The sequence below is a fragment of the Paenibacillus sp. N3/727 genome (assembly GCF_022637315.1).
Lineage (GTDB): Bacteria > Bacillota > Bacilli > Paenibacillales > Paenibacillaceae > Paenibacillus_AQ > Paenibacillus_AQ uliginis.
Window position 1 is genome coordinate 4,758,276 of the sequence record NZ_CP093336.1, and the last position, 19,997, is coordinate 4,778,272.

Consider the following 19,997-nt stretch of genomic DNA (forward strand, 5'->3'; position numbering starts at 1 on the left):
TATCGCTTCTAACAACGGCCTTCCCGTAGTGGTTTCCCCGCTTCACCACCCCATTCGTCTTCCATGAGATACATTGCCTGCAGCGGTTCATGTTCTGGTACAAAAGTCATTCTGTAATAAACTTCTTCATCTTCGCAAATTTCGTAATACAACGCATACCGCCTTAGTTCAAGGGGAAGCTCGATCATCGCACTCATGGGCACAGACAAAAGCTCCAGCTTCTCCGGTTCTATGACATCAAAAGGTACAACCATCCGCCGCTGGGCAAGTGGGTCCTCCTCAAACTTCTCACACAAGGCAAGCTTCACCCAAGCACCAAACGTATCATCCGGGATCGGACCAAAAGTGATGTAACCGGGATGAATAACTGCTCCCTGCTCAACATTATGTTCCCCCCACTGACAGAGGTCCTCGTCAAAATCACGGGAACGCACCTGTATCTGATGATGCGAGATGGCTAAATCCACCTCTTGGGTAACGGATGTTTTGTTCATTTACGCGTTCTTCCCTTCCATTGGATGTATAATCCAGATTCTCTTTATTTCAACGGTTCCATCGAAAGAATGGCCAGCTTGTTCTCCTCATCCAGTTCGACCTTGACCTCGATCCCAAGCTTGTCCCTGAACAATCGGGTAATGTTTAGATAAGGATCTTTTGCTGCACTGCTTCCGCCATTGACGCTGTTTCGTGTCATGCCTGCCGCGATGATCGATTTAATGTACTCCTTATCTGCTCTATCCTTCGGATTATAACGGTAAACCGGCTCTTTTTGCTTATTATAAAAGACATACGTCTCCGTGTAATCATTGGCGTTGATATACTCCTTTTCCTTCTCAACGAATTTGGCATCCATATCATACCGGACATCTCCCGCCAAAAAAGGATTTTCCTTCAACGGAACGGTTTCATATTTTCCATACGCTAGTTGAAGCAGATAATAAGTACTGCTATCTTCAATCCGATAATAAAAGGTCCTGTCGTCTCCCCTCTTATCTACCGCCGCAAAGCTACCGAAGAGAGGCCAGGCATCATACAATTTACCGTCTTCCTCAACAGCGAGCTTGTATTTCGTCAGCACCATTTCCTTCTGGAATACACCGAAAGAACGGGCGACAAAAAAGGTAGGAATGAGCAGAGTCCCCACGACGATAAACAAGATCAATTTCAAAACCGGGTTTCTTCTCCTCATGTTTTCTCTCCTCATAAACGGTGCCGCTATCCACCCTGCGTGTTGACCGGAGCTTTTTGCTGCAATTTCCGTAAAATTTTTACGACCGCATCTCGATTTTTCGCTTCCTTCATATATTTGGGCACTGAATAGGAAGCTGTCCTTTTCATAGCACCGACAGGTTTCTCGCGAAGTGTGGCCGACAAGTACGATTGCAAATAGTTCAGATGTTCCCGGTTCACCGCCCATACCGGTTTGCCGCGCACATAATCCAGATAATAAAGCTCCAAATGAAACACGGGATCCTTTCCATCCTGAATATCAGTACGATACATCCATGATCCGGCTTTTTGCTTTACGGCTACTTGATTAACTGCACCACAATGGGGGCATGGAATATGAATATGCTTATGGGCAAGCTGTTTGTCATCATGCAGTTCCTTATTAAACCATCTTTCACACGTCCCGCATACACTACTGGCTGTATGACGGAATTGCTCTTTTTCCTTCTCATGATAAAAGCAATTCGTGCATCTTACTTCCTTCAAGCATTCTGTTCCGTATATGTAAGCAAGACCGCGACAATACGGACACTTCACGGCCACTTGTCCTCCCTGACGGAGAACATAACAGAACGAATATGGATATCCGAGCTCGTCTACAAAACGCTGCATCGTCCTTCCTCCTTCCCCTTACGCGAGAACAGCCCATAACCAATCCAAGCATTGTCACGCCAAGGATAGCAGCTATAATCGTCGCTTTTTTCATCTCTGCAAGCCACCCTTGTTCACGTTCTCTGCTACCACCGCAGAGGCTTTGCTTCACTCTTCCATACGACATATCGTCCTAGCTCCCGGATCGTTCCGGTTCCAATGCTGTACTCATCCATTGATTCCGCCCGGAGATCAAGCAGATGAAGCATTCCACCGTAAGTACCAACAGCTAACACGCCTTCATCATCCGAAACGGCCATCCCGGAAATCGTACTGCCTACAAAATGACGCCACAGCTCCGCTCCCTCTACATCAATCATACGTAAATAACCGTAGGCATCCCCCAGCACAACGCCGTGAGAAAGTACTCCTGCCGCATATACCCTAGCACCGTCCTCCGCCAGCGGCCATTCCTCCCTCTTATCGGATGCTCCCGATAACACTACATCGAGTGGAACCCTTATAGTCGAACCATTATAAAAATGACAGGAATTGAACCATGCCTGCTGTCCGTCATGAGTAAATACGCTGTAATGCGGATAACTCGACTCTGGATAAATACTATGCACCTTTCCAGTACTCCGGTCCAGTAGCAGATGATCACTCGATTGACTTCCGAAAGCGAGCCACCGCTCATCAGGAGAAACAGAGCCGTGGGCCATAGCGATGGAGGTATTGTCCATTTCGTATTCTTCAAGCTCGCTGGCACTCGGATGAAGCAGCTGCGTCCCATCCTTCTCGAGCAAGTAAATGCCCTGACTGCTAACCAGCAGAAGTCCGCTCCCATCGGAAAAAGGAATAACCTCATCTACACTCTGCTCCGGTCGATCACAATCCGCAAGTGTCTCCAGATTCGGCATCTCTTCCTTCAGCTGCCGCTTGATCGTTGACCAAGGAAAGACGGCAAGCTCCTCTCCTTGCAGCTGCACATCCGGCTTACGAATCAAGCGGATGTCGGCTGGCCCGACCAACGCGTATACGGAGCCTTGAACAGAGCGTCCGGTTAAGCTAAGCTCCGGCATCTTGCAGATTCCATGCTCGCCCGCGATATAGACAGTTCCCTCTTCCCAAGAGGTTCCGGCCCGGAAGATGACCGAAGATCCCACAAATGAAATGGATTTTATCGCTTGTGTATCTTCCTTATAACTCTCGACCAGCGGCCATGTTGCCGCAGGCAACTCTTGACGAAGCTGTTCGACCTCTCCTGATCGATTCGCTTCCCGAACCATTTTCCAGATGTTTGCTGCCAGCTTACTGCGGGAATCGTTCTCCGGCTCTTTCAGTTCTTTGTCCCATCCTGTTTCCATTCCTAGCCGGACATACTCATTGATCTCCTTAGCATAACGATGTCCTTCCGAACGCCAAGCCGCTGCAGTTTCATGGTTCAACCAATTCATCCTTTTTCCTCCCGTATTCTCAGTACTCTATCTCTTCTATGTTCGTTTTCAAATTGTGGTTGGATTCCTTCAACAGATCCGTAAAAGACTTTGCCACATAATAGATAAAATCCGGGTCATGCACGTATACAATGATTTGCCCATGATCTCCGGACTCCGCCGGATCGAAATCCATCATTAAGTAAAGTGAGCCTCCCGCTCACAGAAATATGATTTCGTTTCTTCCATTTCCTCAAGGCTCATCATATAAAACGGAGTGAACTCCTCGTCTAGTTCATCTCCCGGATATAAAATATGAAAGGCATAACCACTGCCATCTTTAAGACCATAAAAACCTCTGAAATCATCAGGCAGTTTCACTCCGAATTTTTTCTCGAATTGGTCCAGGCTTTCCTCGCTTGCACCTTTTCGCAGCTTATAACTCCGATGTAAATCTTTGAGATCCTCCGACACCTTGTCCTCAAGCAACTCGTCCAGCTCTGCCATAAGATCATAGATGGTAGATTTCATGATGATTTGATCCTCCTAATGGTTATTCCATATAAGCATCATTCCTAGTAGTATAGTAAAAACTTCGATAACACCCCCTACCAAAAAGTATATAGAAGGTGTATTACAGAACACAACAGGTCTGGTGGTATACAAAAAAGCGGGCTTTTTACCCGTTTTAAAAAGCTAGTATTTGAGCATTCACGAAAAATTCATCAAAATCCGCAAAAATCAGCGGCATTTCTTGAGATCTTTCGGCGTCTTTGGAACTAGTTTTGTGAAAATACGCAAATCCAGACAACTACAATCCCATTTAACACAACCTGCTTTCTGGGGATTGTTTCATTCTTATGATAAAATGTATGCATTGATACGATCCGAGAAGGAGTGACATACCATGACTCGTTTTATCGATTATTATATACGAAGTGAGGCGGAGTGTGAGCGATTGAAACAGGTGGATGTCTTGGCCGAGCGCTTTGCAAAAAGAGCACCGATCCACGATACAGAAGGGAGCTTTCCTTTTGAAAATTTTAACGATCTTCGGCAGGCAGGCTATTTGAAACTAACCGTCCCCCGCCAATACGGCGGTGATGAAATTACGCTGTACGAGATGGTACAGGTGCAGGAGCGGCTCGCTTATGGCGATGGCTCTACGGCTTTGGCCGTAGGATGGCATCTGGGCCAAATGCTGCATCTGAGAACGACAGGAAAATGGCCGGAAGCATTGTATGCGGATCTGTGCAGGGACGTCGTAGCTCAAGGCGCTATGATGAACGTGTTCGCCAGTGAAGCTGGTACGGGCAGCCCCAGTCGCGGTGGCAAACCCGAAACGACCGCTGTGCGGACTGAAGGCGGATGGCATATCTCAGGCCGTAAAACGTTCAGCACTCTCTCTCCGATACTGGATCGGTTCGTCGTAACCGCTTATGTTCCAGAGGAAGACACAGTTGGAGAATTTCTCATTGACCGGAGTGACCGGACCATCATCGATGAGACCTGGAATACACTTGGCATGCGTAGTACCGGGAGTCATGATGTTGTGTTAAACGGAGCTTTTGCATCCGACAATGCCCGGATTACTGGTAAGGGAACCGATGACGGCGGCGGATGGCTTCTTCACATTCCGGCATGCTACATGGGCATTGCCCTTGCAGCGAGAGATTTTGCTCTGGAATATGCTAAATCATACAAGCCGAACAGCGTGAAGGCTTCCATTGCTACCCTTCCAACCGTGCAACAGTCCATTGGAAAAATGGAAGGTGAACTTCGCATTGCCCGAACGGTCATGTATGAAGCTGCCGATCGGTGGGACCGCAACCCTTCCGTCCGATCGTCCATGCGGGCACAGCTTGGACTCGCCAAATACACGGTAACCAACCATGCGTTATCCGTTGTGGATCTAGCTATGCGTATCGTAGGCGGATCAAGTCTGTCCAAGAATTTTCCGCTAGAACGTTACTACCGTGACATCCGTGCAGGATTGCATAATCCCCCGATGGATAACACAGTGCTGAATCAACTAGCGGCAGAAGCATTGAATGAGAATTAACAGATGCAGTGCAGTACTTCACCAGACAAAAAAGACAGGGAGTCCAAAAGGTCTATCGACCTAGGACTCCCCTTTGTCTGTTTTAGAACGCTACGTATATACAATCGTTCTCCTACAATCACTCTTGCCCCTAATCGACTTTCTGATCTTCTAATAATTAATAGTAATTACAAATCAGCCCAAATGAAATCGTTATGTAAACTTTTGAATTCAGCAGCCGTTTGAAATTCGATACGTAAGTCGACATCTGTTTTACCCAAATGCTCATTTTGATCAACATTATAAAATTGAATGATTCTTACTTTATAAATCCCGTTGTCTAATTGTATTCTCCAAATTTTACAGTCCTCGTCAGGCAAGAGATGGTCCTGAAATTGTGCACTCATCGTCAAACAGTCGTAATTCACAATATGGAGCTCATTATTTGTAACGCAAATATAGCTTTCAGACTCCCTATAGCCTCCATCCGTCTCAGGATCTTGACCAATCCCTACGTTTACTCGCCAATCCACCTCAACACCTTCCGAGGTGAGCTGCCAGACGATGACATTGCCTTTCTTCATTTCCTCTGCAACATGTTGCCGCAGCATATCCAAATCCCAATCTGAATCTACAAAGGATGTATAACGATCGGCATTTACGATCCCCATAAAATTGGTATCACCGTCAATTACATAATTCATGTGTAACTACCTCCTTCAACAAGGTTATATGTAAAAATCGTCATTCATGGCGTTTCCATTCAAATTAAGTTTGCTGGAACAATGTCGCCGTAACCCTGCAATCTGAACACAGGAACATATAATAGATTCCCTCACCGTATTCTTCAACCTCTCCCCAATCCAACTGTCCGATAAAAGTCATGCTCTCAGAGCAGCAGGAACAAGCCGGATATACAGCGTCCTGAATCCAGGAGGGATGACCGCCTATTTGTGAAATGATGGGCTCAAGCGTCCAGTCTGCGGCATGATACCTATTGCGAGTCTTGCTGGCTAATCTCAAGCCCGCATGGATATTTTGATCATCATAATCATCCAGATCCATGTCCGGCAAATATTCGGGCCTTTGATTTGCTGTGCTCCATCTGCTCTCTCCGTTCCTATCAATGTCCATATATATCGTATGGTAACAACTACAATGGACACAGGTGTTTACCTTAAGCCGCTCACCCTCTCCATCTCCACCCATACCTAAAAAAAGAAGTGAAGAATGGTTAACGTCCAGATCGACAAGTGTCGTTAATCTGCTACCGCACCACGGACAGGTCGATGAGTCAGGCTCCATAAAGATTGCAGGTTCATTGATTGTCCTAACGGAATGATCCTCAGCTTCTACCTTCTCTACAGCGTAGCTGCAGGAGTGAAATAAATTCCGGCGCTCCCCACTCTTGGTAAGCTCCCATCCTGCCTCTTGTGAATAACACTCAGGAGATATATAGAGTTCCTCAGCCCACTTCGGTGGCGACTGCCGCCATTGATGAAAATATTCCACGACCTTTTCATCGCCAATCCAGGCTAAAGCCAGTAGCAGATGGTTACGGTGTTCCTGATCATGATATATCTGATCCAGCAATTGATCCCGAACTTTCATGGACGCATCCTTAAACAATATCCCTGGGTAATATATTTCATGTTCCATCAGCTTAGGGATATAATCAGCAATCGACATATTCTTATAACAAACTAGCGACAACAAGATGTCCTGCAGCGTGTCCTTTTCTCCTGAATCCAACAGATCCATCGCATAATCCCGCATCCTGCTGACATCCTCCGATGTCAAGGACAGATAAATTTGTTGCTTGTTCCATTTGTAAGGGACGTAATGAATCAAGGGATCATACGGGGGGTGATGATATATAATCTTGAGGATTTCCACCGGATCCGTTATTCCCGCATACAAGTCCACGTCTCTGCGATTTTGTTCGATATAACGTTGCCTTTCTTTCCGTTCCATCTCCTGCTTGCACGGCATGCAATAACCGCCCGTTCTTGCAGCTGTGTTCGGCAATATCGTTGCTGAACAGCCTTGGTTTGTGCATGGAATTCGTTCTGTCATAGTGTGCCCTCCTAAAAACTATCATTCATATTCCGCCGTTAAAATGATATTACTTCTAAATTGGAAAATTGTGAACAAAGCGATCTTTTAATCAAATTTGTACATCAACGATTTAAATGATTTCTTTCCAACAAAAAAGCCCTTCCCGAATCGAAATCGGGAAGAGCTTCTCACAAACATCTTATTTCACTGTACGGTTGTAATCCTGGATTTTGGACGTAATTTCTTTTGCTGCATCATCCAGAGCCTGCTGCGGTGATTTTTTGTTGTTGAGCACCTCTTCAATCGCACCTTCGACAATCTGTCTCGCTTCCGGGAATACCCCCATCACTGCCCCCTGCGTCGCTTTGTTCAATTTCGTTTGGTGCAGCTGATCAATCGCTGTTTGGAACTGCGGGAACTTCTTCAGGTTTTCCTTCACGCTTTCTTCCTCATACGCTTTGGTTGTAATCGGGAAGTAGCCGGTATTGATATGCCAGTACGCTTGCTCTGAAGGAGAAGTCAGGAACTTGATAAACTCCCACGCCGCTTTTTGCTCCTCGTCCGGACGGTTGTTCATCATCCACAGGCTTGCGCCGCCAACGATAACTCCGCCATCCTTCGCATCCGCCGGTTTAGGAAGAACTGCCGTACCTACTTCAAATTTGCCTGTACTGCTGTCAACCAAACCTTTCAAAACTGCAGTAGAATCGAGAATCATGGCCACTTGACCTGCAGAGAACGCCTTCTTGGAATCGTCCGTTTTACGTCCTAGGTTGTTGGCCGCTTTCGTATCAATCAGGTCCTTCCACCAGGTCAGCACTTTCACACCAGCCTCGGTGTTCACAAGCGATTCAGTAGCAAGGCCGTCCCGGCCGTTACCATTGTTCACATATTCCGCACCCTGGTTCGCAAACAACTGCTCCATAAACCAGCCGTAGATCGCAAAGTTCGCGCCAACCGCCTTTCCTTTTTTCGATATCGTGTCAGCAGCTGCTTTCAGTTCTTCAAATGTCTTTGGCGGATTTTCAGGGTCAAGTCCCGCATCCTTGAACAGGTCTTTGTTATAGTACAAAATCGGATTCGACGTGTTGAACGGCATGGAGTACAGCTTGTTATCAAATGTATAGTATCCGCTGATATTTGGCTCCAGTTGACTGACATCCCATTTGTCCGCATCGATAAAATCCTGCATCGGCTTGATCATCTTGGAATCGATCATAAACCGGCTACCAATCTCATACATCTGCACAACGGATGGTCCATCATTGGTACCCATGGACGCCTTCAGCTTGCTTAACAAATCGTCATAGTTGCCTTGGTACACGGCTTCAACCTGTACCTTATCCTGGGATTCATTAAAGTTAGCTACGAGCTGGTCAACAACCTTCGTATTAGCCCCGCCCATCGCATGCCAGAACACGACCTTCTGAATCCCGGCTTTGGCTTCCGTTTTAGTCCCGGGTTTAGTATCGGTTGGCTGCGGTTTTTCTTCCTCGCCCATATTTACATTGCAAGCCGTTATGAGCAGCATCACAGTGGCGAGAAGCATACTGACCCATCTCATTTTTCCCATCTCTTCATTTTCCTCCCCTTTTTAAATCGTCGACACCTATATGACAAGCCTGACTGGTAGACACAGGCGAATCACCAAAAGTTATCCTTTGACCGCGCCAGCCGTAATGCCGCGCACCAGTTGTTTGACCCCGAAAGCCAGCAGTATAAAGGATGGCAGCAGCACCAGCGTGACCCCAGCCAATATCAGGTTCCACGACATGACCTCGGCATGCTGCAGCATCGCCACCCCGATCTGGACTGTCCGCATGGATGCCTTGTTCGTAATCAGAAGTGGCCACAAGTAATGATTCCAGTGGGTCAAGAACACATATACCGCCAAAGTGGCAATGGCGGAACGCGACAGCGGAAGCACCATGGAAAAATAACTTCGCAGGTGACCACAGCCATCAATCTTCGCTGCATCAAACAGCTCCCCAGGAAGCTGAAGGAAAAACTGCCGCAACAGAAACACCCCGAATGCGCCTGCCATAAACGGCACAATGAGGCCTTGGTAGCTGTCCATCCAGCCCCAATCCTTGATCGTCAAGTAGTTCGGAATGATGGTCACTTCCCAAGGAATCATCATTGTGGAGAGAAAAAGTGCGAACAGCAGGGTTTTTCCTTTAAACTTCAAGAACGAAAAAGCATAAGCCGCAAGACTTGACGTGATAACCTGACAAATCATAATCGCTGTGGATACAATAAAGCTGTTCAGTATGAAGCGCACGATCGGAAATCCGGATACAGCCTCCGCAAAGTTCCCCAGGTATAAGCTTGATGGAAAAAGCGGCGGTGGAAAGTTTGAAACTTCCTGCTCGGTCATAAACGAAGAAAACACGGCGAATATGAGAGGATATAACACTACAAGCGCTAAAACGATCAGCAGCAAATATGTGAAAAGGGACGTTGTTCTTTTTGCTATCATTGATAGTGCACCTTCTTTTCAAGAACTTTAAACTGCAGCAATGTAAGCGCCAGAATGATGACAAACAGAATCAATGCCTGCGCGCTGCCAATGCCGAAACGGAAATTGACGAAGGCATCCTGGTAAATGGAGTACACGATCACGTTGGTCGAATTGATCGGCCCCCCCTTGGTGAGAATATGGATTTGGCCAAATGCCTGAAAAGCGCCGATGACCGATACGATGAGCGCAAAAAAGATCGTTGGCGACAGCAGCGGAAGGACGATTTGAATGAACGTACGAATCGGGCCGGAACCGTCCATTTTGGCACTTTCGTAAATTTCCTCAGGTACCCCCTGAAGCCCACTGGAGAGAACGATGTATAGAAAGCCCATGTTCATCCATATCGTCATCAGCGAGATCGAAATGAGCGCCCATGATGGATCGGTCAGCCAAGGAATCGGACTGATGTTCACCAGACTCAAGAAGTAATTCAGCATGCCTGCTGTCGGATGAAACAGGAGAAACCAGATGATAGATCCTGTACCGACGGATATGACGATCGGCAGAGAAAATACAAACTGGAACACCTTCATACCGCGGAGCTTATTGTGTGTAATTGCAGCCAGAAACAGCGACCACACGAGTGAAGTAGGCACGGTGTACAAAATAAACAGTAAAGTAACACCCAATCCCGAATAAAACGCTTCGGACCCAAACAGCTTCGCAAAATTTTCAAACCATACAAATTCGGCGACCTGCCCCCGCGGATCAGTTATTGTCATACTGAGATACACCGATTTCAGCATCGGGTAGAACAAAAACATAATAAACAGAATGACTGAAGGGGCTAAAAACGCATAGGCTAACGCTTGCTCCCCCCGTTCTCTTTTTTTAACAATCCTACTTTTAGTATTTTTACCAGATAAAACGCTTTCATTATTAGTCAAATCGATTTGCCCCTTTCTTTAAAATCTCTGTCTGTATCTACCCGCGGTATAAGAACCATAAAAAAAGAGAACAAAAGAACACATAAGCCACATGTCAAAAGACACGCAATTTATGTGATTCTCCTGTTCTCCATCACATGTTCATCTTGATCCTATCTTACTATCGCCATCCGAATATTGTCAACAAATATTCATATTTATAATCCGACAATACTTGACAAGTTAGAAATATTATCGGTGTCGGATTGAGCGATAGATCACAAACTTATTCGCCGTAATATGTTACAAATTCTCCGTTCGGTTTGCGATAGCCTCGAGGCCGTTGCTTGCTCGTGTCTTCTTTCCCGAGTGTAATAAGCATGACCGGTACGTATCTTTCAGGAATTTGAAGCGTTTGCCAGATCGCTTCAGGGTCAAAACCGATCATCGGACAAGTATCCCATCCCCGCTCCTTGGCAATCAGCATAAACTGCATAGCAGACAGACTTGCGTTACGGATCGCTTCATCCCGCTTGAAGTTTTCTCCTCTGGATTCATACAACTCATGTACTTCTCGAACGTTTTTATCAAATTCAAATTTATCTATAATGCCGAGATTCAGCATACCTTCATTCATCGGTCCGATGTCATGATAAGCTTCCAGATCTCCCAGAACCACAATAGCTGCTGAACTGGTCAGAACTTTATACTGCCGGTATGTCGCCTCATATACCTGCTCTTTTAATACCGGATCTGTCACGACCGCATAATGGGCATGCTGCAGATTAAATGCGGAAGGCGCGTACTTGACTAGATTGAACATCTCCTCAAGCTCCTGCCGGCTGATCTTCACATCCGGAATGAATTTCATTGCAGATCTCCTGGATTTTAAAAGTTCGGTGAATGAGTTCGCTATTCCGTTCATATATAAACTCTCCTTATGTAATCTGTTATTTTTATTCTATGTTATCACAGTTACTGTGAAAAAGTAAGTTGTTTATTGCTTATAACTGTGTAAATATGAGCTTAACTCTGACATTATTGTGACAACAAAAAAACACGCCATAAATGACGTGATATTTGTGTGGTCTATTTTATTCAGTCGCTTCTTCCGACTGCTCGACACCCAGTACATCCAACAGAAACATGAAGATGGGAATACCAATAATAAGCCCCCATATCCCTAAGTAATGCTGTGAAAAAATAAGAATAATAAACGTATAGAACATCGGAAGTTTCGTTTTGGACGCATACAATTTTGGATTAAGGAAATACGTCTCCATGGCATGAACAGCCAAAATCATAAGGATTGTCCATACCACCAAGCTCAAACCGCCAATCTGGTATCCAATGATACCGATGGGAATAAATGAGATGATCACTCCTGCCACGGGAATGAGACTTAACAGGAACACCATAATCGTGAGCGCGAACAAATACGGAAAACCTAATATCCAGAGACCGACGATCGTTAGAATCGTGTTAAATACAGCAATGAGCAGTTGAACTTCAATTACTTTGCCGAAGGAAGAAGTGAACTTCCTACCATAATAGTAGAACTCTTTATAAACCCAGCTAATTTTGCTGTTGCGGAATTTCTCTGTAAATTGTACAACTTTCTTTTTTTGTACCAGATAGAAAAAGCTTAACAACAGGACGAACAAAATAATCTCCAGCCATTTCCCAAGCATCATAATGTAATTCACTACGTTACCCAAATATTTTTGGAAATCCAGCTTTTCAAGTGCAGCAGCTGTCATCTGTGCAATTTCATCCTGCTGGGAAGAGTTAATGAACCGGGTTATATTATTAAACATATCCACAACTTGAACCACGATCTTAGGTACAAAGTTCAAAAGGCCAAACACCAAAGAGGATACCAAAAGCAGGTATAAGACGATGTTTACCACTAGTGGTGAAACTGGGAACAGGCGGTTGAGCTTTCTCGTTACGAACCCCTCAAGACGCCCCATTACGAAAGTAACCAGGAACAAGAGAAGTAGCAGATTAAGCATATGCCGAAGGCTGTACAGCAAAATAAAGACCAGCATAAGAAACAGTATTCTTTTTACAATAGTTTGAGCAAAAAAAGTTCGCAAAAATTCCATGGGCTTCCCTCGTTCTCTATTTATGTGTCTATTCTATGATTATAGTTTATTCCTTATTCGTAAGCTATATAAGGTGAACTAAAAATTTCTTAGCCCGCATCACTACAAATGCGGATTATTCTTCCGATCGCTGTTGCCCCCCAGATTCCAGAATATTTCCGCCTTCTCCGTCGAGGTTCTCACTCAGCGTAATTCGAAATATACCAGTTTGGTACATGTTGCTGGAATCCATCATACCAATCCATAACCTCTTCGGCTCTTTTCAGCATAAATTCAACTTCTTCTTCCCCGAACGGAATCGCCCAGTGAATCGATGAAAGCTGGTTGCTTGCTATGTATAATGCCATTAATCTAAAAAATGCCTCTGGTACATCATCGTTAAAATATCCGTTAACACGTCCTGATGCGAAGTATCCACTCAAGCTTGCATCGAACGTAATACGATTGAATTCCTCCCATGGATCTCCATAATCAAGTCTGTTAAAATCAATAATTCCCAGCTCACCAGTCGGTGTAATAACCATATTCCCAACATGATAATCTCCGTGTTGAAAAGTTGAGGGGCGGTCATCCAACAAATATCGATTTTGCTCAACATAGTTGATGATGATATCATCTCCCTCTAGATGAATGCCGCAAGCTCTATAGTTGGCTATATATTTATCGATCTTTTGATTGTAATACTCTACCCATGGTGTGTGATTGTTCTCGGCAGGAATTTGATGCATTTTTCTTAAAAACTCTCCTGACCTTACACCGAGCATATATTGATCTTTAGCGCTTAATAAAGGAAGAGTGGCAATAGCATCTTCTCCTTCGATCCAAGTGAGCAAGGAATACACGGACTGACCGTCATTACATACCCCAAAATCAATGGGATGGGACATGAGAACATCAATATGTCGAAGCTGCTTCAACGATTCAAGTTCCCATTTCTTCTTATCATATTGAGAAATGTCAGACATTCGAAGCAGCCTTTCCCCGCCGTCTGCTTCTTGGATATAATATTTCTTGTCATTAGACCAACCTTTATTAATGGCTTCCGCTTTGATCCATGTATGAGAATCCGGTATTCCATTGAAAATGTGATTCATGTTGTGCACCTCCGCTCCTACTCGTTATAATTATCTAAAAGCTGAGAATATGCAACATAATCATTATAAATATAAATTTGTCCACAATCATCAGTACAAAAACCACGTCATAATCGACGTGGTTCCATTTCATTCCGGATGATCCCCCCCTATCCTTTCGTCCCACCCTGCAGCCCGAAGCCTTTGGACATAAACTGCTGTGACAGAATGTACATAATGATAGCTGGAATGGCATACAAGACCGAAAACGCCGCCAAACTGCCGTAATCCACCATACCGTATTGTCCGAAGAACTGGTACAGCTTTAATGAGGCGGGAAATTTCTCGGGTGACTGCAGCAAGATGTACGGCACAAAGAAATTACCCCAGCTTCCGGAGAACGTAAAGATCGCGACCGTGCAAATACCCGGAACCATTAGTGGAGCGACTACTTTTCGTATCCCGGTGAAGATAGAAGCCCCATCCACCCAGGCAGCTTCTTCTAAATCATTCGGCACCGAATCCATAAAGTTTTTCATCATCCATATTCCATAAGGCATAGACGAGGCGACATAAAACAATATAACGCCAAAAATGTTATCATACAGCTTCAAACCGAGGAACAATTGATATACAGGAACCATTACGGCAGTGATCGGCAGGGAAGTCATAAATAATATAGTCAACATGAACGGCTTCTTATACTTCATTTGATAGCGTGATAATGGATAAGCCGCAAGCAGTGCCAACAATACCACGAGTACAGCTTGGCCAATGGACATGATCAGACCAATCAGAAAGGCACGCTGATTTTCACTGCTGGTGATTACATCCACATAGTTATCTCCGGTTACCCGAGTCGGCATCTTTAGGGATTGCATCGCATTAGAATCAATGGATGCAACAAGAACCCACAGAAGTGGCAATACGAAACAGATTCCTATCAGGGTAAGAATCGTATACGGCATCATTCGATAAATCACTTTACGTTGTTTGGCATTCATATGAATTCTCCTCAAAGTTTTGTGAACATTTCACCTTTACTCTTTCATCGATCGAATATAGAGTAGGCTGAGAATAATGCCAATAAGCAGCAGCAATAAGGATATCGCGGTTCCATAACCAAGCTGATAATTAACAAACGCCTGATTGTACATAAAAATAGGCAATGTGTTCGTCGAAGTACCTGGTCCGCCTCCGGTCATCGCATAGATCAGTCCGAATACACCGAGCGTCTGTAACGTAACCAGCATCATATTTGTTGTAATCGTGCCTTTGATATACGGTACAATAATTCTCGTGAAAATCTTCCACTTTGACGCGCCGTCCACAACGGCCGCTTCTTCGATCTCAGTCGGAACGTCGTCTAGCGCTGCCTGAAATACAAGCATGGAGAACGCTGTGCCATGCCAAATATTCGCCAGGATGATAGTAAGCATTGGAACGGTAAACAACCAGGTAACCTCTGAAAATCCGAAGAAGGTAATAATGGCATTGAGTGTGCCTTCATCCGCGAAAAAGCTGTATAAACTTAAAGCACATACGATCTCCGGAGTTACCCAGCCGGCTAATACAATCGTTCCAATCACACGCCTAAACGTCCTGTTTCTTTGCTTCATCAATAGAGCAATGAGGAAACCTAACACTTGTTGTCCAATGACAGCAGAACCAATCAAGAATATGATCGTGTTCCAAATGCTCACACGGACTGTCGGATCTTCAAACATACGAACATAGTTATCAAACCCGATGAATTTCAGCTCTTTGGCTGCTTCACCTGTTAAAGCAAGATTCGTAAAGGAATAGAAAAAAGTTAACAAGATCGGATATATAAAAAACACCAACATAATCGCAATCGAAGGAAGCAAGAAATAGAGCCACGTATAGGTCTGTCTCTTCTTATTAAAATCATTCACTACCAAACTGCTCATGTTCCGTTCTCCTCCCACCCGCTAGATCTGAAAAAAACCGCTTGCCCAAGCGCCTCCGTTCATGAGAATTCGCTTGAGCAAGCTTCTCATCATTATTTTTCCATTACATGATCGCCGCCCGCAATTCTCGTCACATCCTGGGCATATTTATTCATCGCATCCGACGGAGAGGTTCCTGTTGCTACAGATTCAACCATGGTTTGTATTTGAGTGGAAACTTCAGGATATTTCTCCTGGGCAGGTCTAAATTCAGCATTTTGCAAATATTCCGTCGCAATTTCATTAAACGGCATTTTGGTATATTCCGGATCTTTAGCCACGTCTGCACGGACCGTAATATTGCCTGAAGCGATAACAAGCTTTTGAGTGTTCTCTTTATTAAGTGCATATTTGATAAAATTCCATGCCGCTTCTTTGTTCTTCGAATTGCTTGGAATCGATAACGCCCAGCCTCCAGCGAGTGTAATCGATCCCGGCGCTTGACCCTGACTTGTCGGCATCGGAGCGAAACCGAGCACATCTTTATATTCCGGCCACGGAGAAGCGCCCTCTGCGAAATAATTGCCTGTAATCCATGAACCGTCCAGCGATATCGCCAGCTTGCCTTTCGGTAAATATTCTCGTGTCGATGTATTTCCTGCTTGCCCATTCAACACTTTAGACAGCGGAGGACCCAGCTTTTCTTTATTTATCGCCTCAATAAAGGTCAACGCATCCATGATCCCTTTGCTTTTAATGATCCATTTCCCGCTGGCATCGTCATAAAGTCTCTCTCCGGTGCCATACAGAAGCATTTCATAGGTCTGCATGGATGTAGCCTCTCCTGTTGCTCTGCCCATATTCATCCAGATCGGAACAACATCAGGTGCTTTTTCTTTAATCGTTCTGGCTGTATTCAAGACATCATCCCATGATTTCGGCTGCCAATCTTCAGGAAGCCCTGCTTGTTTAAAAATCTCCTTGTTGTACCATAGTCCTCTGGAATCCGTATTATATGGCACCCCGTATACCTTGCCATCACTTGCGGTTACGCCTTTTTTCATAGCTTCAATAAAGGAACCGTTGGTCCAATCTTCCCAACCCTTTAATTGCTCATCCAGCGGTTCCAGAAATCCTGCGCTTGCATCCGAGTTCAGAATGAATGTGTCCTCTGTTACAATATCTGGTGCTGTATCTTTGGATTTCAATGCTAATGCGACCTTAGCAAAATAATCTCCTTCAGACGCTTGAATGGGTGCCGGTTTGATCTCCACATTTTTATCTGGGTAACTTGCAGCTACTTCTTTTATCCATTTATATAACGTTCCATTCTCTCCAATTCCGTCATCTCTAAAGGTAATGGTGATGGTTGTCTTCGGAGTCTGTGTTCCCTCCCCTGTCCCTGGTTTACTGGAATCCGCTGGTTTATCCGTTTTGCTAGTACAACCAAACAACACAGAAGCACATAAGACCGTCATTGCGATAAGAAATATTAACCGCTTACCTTTCTTCATTCTTCACCCTCCTTTTGGTTGCAACATTCTAATTTGTATGCGTTTACACAACACATTACTAAAGCATATTTGATAATCGATATGGATATTACGAACTTTTCTCATACAAAAAATGGGAGTTTCTCATAAGGCCATGCATACTTCAACTTTAAATATTACTATAGCTATGTATGCTAAAATGCTATAATAAACACTTACTATCATTTCTACTAATGGATAAGAAAGGTGACTATCAAATGGAAACTACCGAAATTATCGCGATTGCCGCACTCATCCTCTCCCTCCTTCTATTGATTAAAGTTTTTAGCCTTCAGAGCAAACTAAATGACATACAATCAGACCTCGAGTGGATGAAAAATCGTCCGGAAAACCCACGAACATACAAATCAGGAACGCCTGTAGTCTCCAAGCCGAATACCCACGGCATAGACGCAGATCTGGAAGAACGGCTCCATGTATTACTTGCATCGGATCAGAAGATTAAGGCTATCAAGATGCTGAGGGAAGCGAGAGGGATATCGCTTTTAGAAGCTAAGAACTACGTAGATAATATGGAGCGTGACCATTAACCTCAATCTTTCACTACATTTGTTAACATTGATATATTCTTAACAGAATACCCATTCACCGTCTCTCAGAGCAGCATAATTTATACTATGCATCTTGAGAGGCGGTGATCTAATGAGAATCTATAGTCTTTTAAAACAACAACGACCTTGTGTGATAGAACAATCCGACAAGACTCGACGCAGCCTAAGCTGGTCCTCCAGCAACTGGAGCGGATTCGCTCTCTCCGGAAAAAAAGGAGCATATCATCGGATATCAGCAGAGTGGAATGTCCCCTTCGTTCGGCCTACTCGCTACACTTCTTTTTCCTCCGCCTGGATCGGGATCGACGGCTTTCAGAATAGCAACCTGATTCAGACCGGAACCGGTCATGATTTTGTAAATGGAAAATCCCAATATTATGCCTGGTGGGAAATACTCCCCGCTACAGCAACCATTATAGCTAAGCCTGTTCATCCCGGAGATCGTATGAAGGCCATCATCGTCAAGCGTACCTTCAATAAATGGTTGATTTCCCTCCAAAATTTGACCCGAAACTGGACTTTCCGCACGATTCAACGCTACACAGGTCCGCAAACCTCAGCAGAGTGGATCGTGGAAGCTCCCCAGGTTGGAGGAGTCAATACCCGATTAGCCCGCTTAACTCCCGTGGCATTTACCAACTACCGTGTTAATGGCAAAATCCCAAGGCTAACCCAAGCCGATAGAATTATTATGATTCAGGGTAACAAAATAATCTCCATTCCCACCCGTTCCGACCAGACAGGCAACACTTTTGTCATCAGAGGTTCTTGAAAAAAAGCAGAAAAAGGAATCCAAATAAACCATTTTGGATTCCTTTTGTTTCTTATCGATTATGTAATTTATCTGGTTCTGAGTTTTGAATGATTTTTTATGGTTTGGCAATATTAAATGAAATGCTAACAGTCATCTATATCAATTATTTCGATGGTTTTACAACACTTTCATTATATAATAACAAGACAGATTTATATAAAAAATTGAGGTGTCTGCAAACGTGATGTTTCTTGGAATTATTACTCTTATTTCACTAATTACTTTTCTATGCTTTTATTTAACAGATCCTAGAAGAATAATAAACGGTTTTTTATTCAACATGTTTTTTTGTTCATTTCTTATTTTTTTCTGTTATTTGGCATTTAGCTCCGACATTGCAATTCTCAGGCTAATCGCCATTGCACCATTCTTCATTTTTCTCTTTATATCAACGTTTGGTCTATTTGCTTTAACCGTTGGATTATTTCTTAATGCGAAAATTCTTATGAAAAAAGAAGGACGACGATTTTCTAACTGTTTAACTTTTATTTTGGGGACATGCCTTTTATTATTGATCCTATTCTTAATTATTGATCCCGCTCGTTTTTTATCCCCCAATTTCCAATATATGTTTTCAGGGGCAACTTTAATTGTGATTTATTTCTTTTTTCATTCAACAAATTTCTTAACTGCTTATTTTCTGTATCAATTTAACAGACCAAAAAACAATCAGGATTTCATCATCGTTCTTGGGAGTGGTTTAATTAACGATAAAGTACCGCCACTTTTAGCGAGCAGAATTAATAAAGCTATCGATTTTTATAGGAAACAAGCGACTGTGGCTTCCCCGCCTACAATTATTTTCTCTGGTGGACAAGGACCTGATGAAAACCTTCCCGAAGCCCAAGCTATGCAAATATACGCTATAGAAAAAGGGATTCCTCCTGAGCACACGCTGAAAGAAGATCGCTCTGTAAATACATATCAGAATATGCTTTTCTCAAAACAAATTATGGATTCACTAAAGGGTAGCGAATACAACAGCATCTTCACAACAAACAATTTCCATCTATTCCGTGCTAGCTTATATGCAAAACAAGCTGGGTTAAGGAGCCAAGGAATCGGTTCAAAAACCGCTTTCTATTACTGGCCAAATGCAATGATTCGTGAATATATTGCTATTATTGTGATGAATCGTAAACGGCATAGCATTGTGGGAGGGACGATTTTGGGATTTTCTATACTCCTGACAACTATTAATTTTTTGTTTAAATAAACAAGAAAAGGGAATCCAAATGAACAACC

Annotated in this window: 21 protein-coding genes; 4 read left to right on the forward strand and 17 right to left on the reverse strand. The window is 44.0% G+C overall.

What is annotated here, in order from left to right:
- Positions 1 to 8 precede the first annotated feature (8 nt).
- The 6 genes from comJ to MNQ98_RS22200 all read right to left on the reverse strand — a co-directional run bounded on the left by comJ (position 9) and on the right by MNQ98_RS22200 (position 3,788).
- Entirely contained in the window at positions 9 to 494 is a 486-nt protein-coding gene (gene comJ / locus MNQ98_RS22180; protein ID WP_241930185.1) for a competence protein ComJ, read from the reverse strand.
- Positions 495 to 538: 44 nt separating this feature from the next.
- Positions 539 to 1,189, reverse strand: coding sequence for a hypothetical protein (locus tag MNQ98_RS22185; RefSeq protein WP_241930186.1), 651 nt, complete (start codon positions 1,187 to 1,189; stop codon positions 539 to 541).
- Positions 1,190 to 1,215: 26 nt separating this feature from the next.
- The gene (locus tag MNQ98_RS22190) at positions 1,216 to 1,842 is read right to left on the reverse strand and encodes a hypothetical protein (RefSeq protein WP_241930187.1); all 627 of its coding nucleotides are present in this window, start codon (positions 1,840 to 1,842) and stop codon (positions 1,216 to 1,218) included.
- Between the two features lie 125 nt (positions 1,843 to 1,967).
- Positions 1,968 to 3,278 (reverse strand): WD40 repeat domain-containing protein, encoded by a 1,311-nt coding sequence (locus MNQ98_RS22195; RefSeq protein ID WP_241930188.1) that lies wholly within the window; start codon positions 3,276 to 3,278, stop codon positions 1,968 to 1,970.
- A gap of 19 nt (positions 3,279 to 3,297) precedes the next feature.
- On the reverse strand, positions 3,298 to 3,456 hold the full coding sequence (locus MNQ98_RS29775; RefSeq protein WP_347272229.1) for a hypothetical protein: 159 nt from the start codon (positions 3,454 to 3,456) through the stop codon (positions 3,298 to 3,300).
- Entirely contained in the window at positions 3,456 to 3,788 is a 333-nt protein-coding gene (locus tag MNQ98_RS22200) for an SMI1/KNR4 family protein (RefSeq protein WP_347272230.1), read from the reverse strand. The genes MNQ98_RS29775 and MNQ98_RS22200 overlap by 1 nt, the downstream gene beginning before the upstream one ends.
- Positions 3,789 to 4,164: 376 nt before the next feature.
- Here MNQ98_RS22200 and MNQ98_RS22205 point away from each other — a divergent pair, with 376 nt between their 5' ends.
- The gene (locus tag MNQ98_RS22205) at positions 4,165 to 5,319 is read left to right on the forward strand and encodes an acyl-CoA dehydrogenase family protein (protein WP_241930189.1); all 1,155 of its coding nucleotides are present in this window, start codon (positions 4,165 to 4,167) and stop codon (positions 5,317 to 5,319) included.
- Positions 5,320 to 5,486: 167 nt separating this feature from the next.
- On the opposite strand, the gene MNQ98_RS22210 is transcribed toward MNQ98_RS22205, so the two are convergent.
- From MNQ98_RS22210 to MNQ98_RS22260, 11 genes are all read right to left on the reverse strand, one after another.
- Positions 5,487 to 6,002, reverse strand: a complete 516-nt coding sequence (locus MNQ98_RS22210; protein ID WP_241930190.1) for a hypothetical protein — start codon at positions 6,000 to 6,002, stop codon at positions 5,487 to 5,489.
- Between the two features lie 64 nt (positions 6,003 to 6,066).
- The gene (locus MNQ98_RS22215) at positions 6,067 to 7,374 is read right to left on the reverse strand and encodes a DUF1963 domain-containing protein (RefSeq protein ID WP_241930191.1); all 1,308 of its coding nucleotides are present in this window, start codon (positions 7,372 to 7,374) and stop codon (positions 6,067 to 6,069) included.
- Between the two features lie 181 nt (positions 7,375 to 7,555).
- Positions 7,556 to 8,929: an ABC transporter substrate-binding protein gene (locus tag MNQ98_RS22220; RefSeq protein WP_241930192.1), complete on the reverse strand. Its 1,374-nt coding sequence runs from the start codon at positions 8,927 to 8,929 to the stop codon at positions 7,556 to 7,558.
- 81 nt (positions 8,930 to 9,010) lie between these two features.
- Positions 9,011 to 9,835: a carbohydrate ABC transporter permease gene (locus MNQ98_RS22225; RefSeq protein ID WP_241930193.1), complete on the reverse strand. Its 825-nt coding sequence runs from the start codon at positions 9,833 to 9,835 to the stop codon at positions 9,011 to 9,013.
- Positions 9,832 to 10,764, reverse strand: coding sequence for a carbohydrate ABC transporter permease (locus MNQ98_RS22230; RefSeq protein WP_481856661.1), 933 nt, complete (start codon positions 10,762 to 10,764; stop codon positions 9,832 to 9,834). Before MNQ98_RS22230 ends, MNQ98_RS22225 begins: the two co-directional genes overlap by 4 nt.
- A 265-nt stretch (positions 10,765 to 11,029) precedes the next feature.
- Positions 11,030 to 11,614 carry a nitroreductase family protein gene (locus tag MNQ98_RS22235; protein WP_241930194.1) on the reverse strand — a complete coding sequence of 195 codons (585 nt, stop codon included), beginning with the start codon at positions 11,612 to 11,614 and terminating at the stop codon, positions 11,030 to 11,032.
- Between the two features lie 223 nt (positions 11,615 to 11,837).
- Positions 11,838 to 12,851, reverse strand: coding sequence for an AI-2E family transporter (locus MNQ98_RS22240; protein ID WP_241930195.1), 1,014 nt, complete (start codon positions 12,849 to 12,851; stop codon positions 11,838 to 11,840).
- A gap of 179 nt (positions 12,852 to 13,030) precedes the next feature.
- Positions 13,031 to 13,945 (reverse strand): aminoglycoside phosphotransferase family protein, encoded by a 915-nt coding sequence (locus MNQ98_RS22245; RefSeq protein ID WP_241930196.1) that lies wholly within the window; start codon positions 13,943 to 13,945, stop codon positions 13,031 to 13,033.
- A 149-nt stretch (positions 13,946 to 14,094) separates the two neighbouring features.
- The gene (locus MNQ98_RS22250; protein ID WP_241930197.1) at positions 14,095 to 14,928 is read right to left on the reverse strand and encodes a carbohydrate ABC transporter permease; all 834 of its coding nucleotides are present in this window, start codon (positions 14,926 to 14,928) and stop codon (positions 14,095 to 14,097) included.
- Positions 14,929 to 14,964: 36 nt separating this feature from the next.
- Positions 14,965 to 15,855: a carbohydrate ABC transporter permease gene (locus MNQ98_RS22255; RefSeq protein WP_241930198.1), complete on the reverse strand. Its 891-nt coding sequence runs from the start codon at positions 15,853 to 15,855 to the stop codon at positions 14,965 to 14,967.
- 92 nt (positions 15,856 to 15,947) lie between these two features.
- Positions 15,948 to 17,348: an ABC transporter substrate-binding protein gene (locus tag MNQ98_RS22260; protein ID WP_241930199.1), complete on the reverse strand. Its 1,401-nt coding sequence runs from the start codon at positions 17,346 to 17,348 to the stop codon at positions 15,948 to 15,950.
- A gap of 236 nt (positions 17,349 to 17,584) precedes the next feature.
- On the opposite strand from MNQ98_RS22260, the gene MNQ98_RS22265 reads away from it, so the two are divergent.
- From MNQ98_RS22265 to MNQ98_RS22275, 3 genes are all read left to right on the forward strand, one after another.
- The gene (locus tag MNQ98_RS22265) at positions 17,585 to 17,917 is read left to right on the forward strand and encodes a ribosomal protein L7/L12 (RefSeq protein WP_241930200.1); all 333 of its coding nucleotides are present in this window, start codon (positions 17,585 to 17,587) and stop codon (positions 17,915 to 17,917) included.
- Positions 17,918 to 18,029: 112 nt separating this feature from the next.
- Complete coding sequence (locus tag MNQ98_RS22270) at positions 18,030 to 18,710, forward strand: G1 family glutamic endopeptidase (RefSeq protein ID WP_241930201.1); 681 nt, start codon at positions 18,030 to 18,032, stop codon at positions 18,708 to 18,710.
- A 226-nt stretch (positions 18,711 to 18,936) separates the two neighbouring features.
- The gene (locus tag MNQ98_RS22275; protein ID WP_241934007.1) at positions 18,937 to 19,968 is read left to right on the forward strand and encodes a YdcF family protein; all 1,032 of its coding nucleotides are present in this window, start codon (positions 18,937 to 18,939) and stop codon (positions 19,966 to 19,968) included.
- The last annotated feature ends 29 nt before the right edge of the window (positions 19,969 to 19,997 follow it).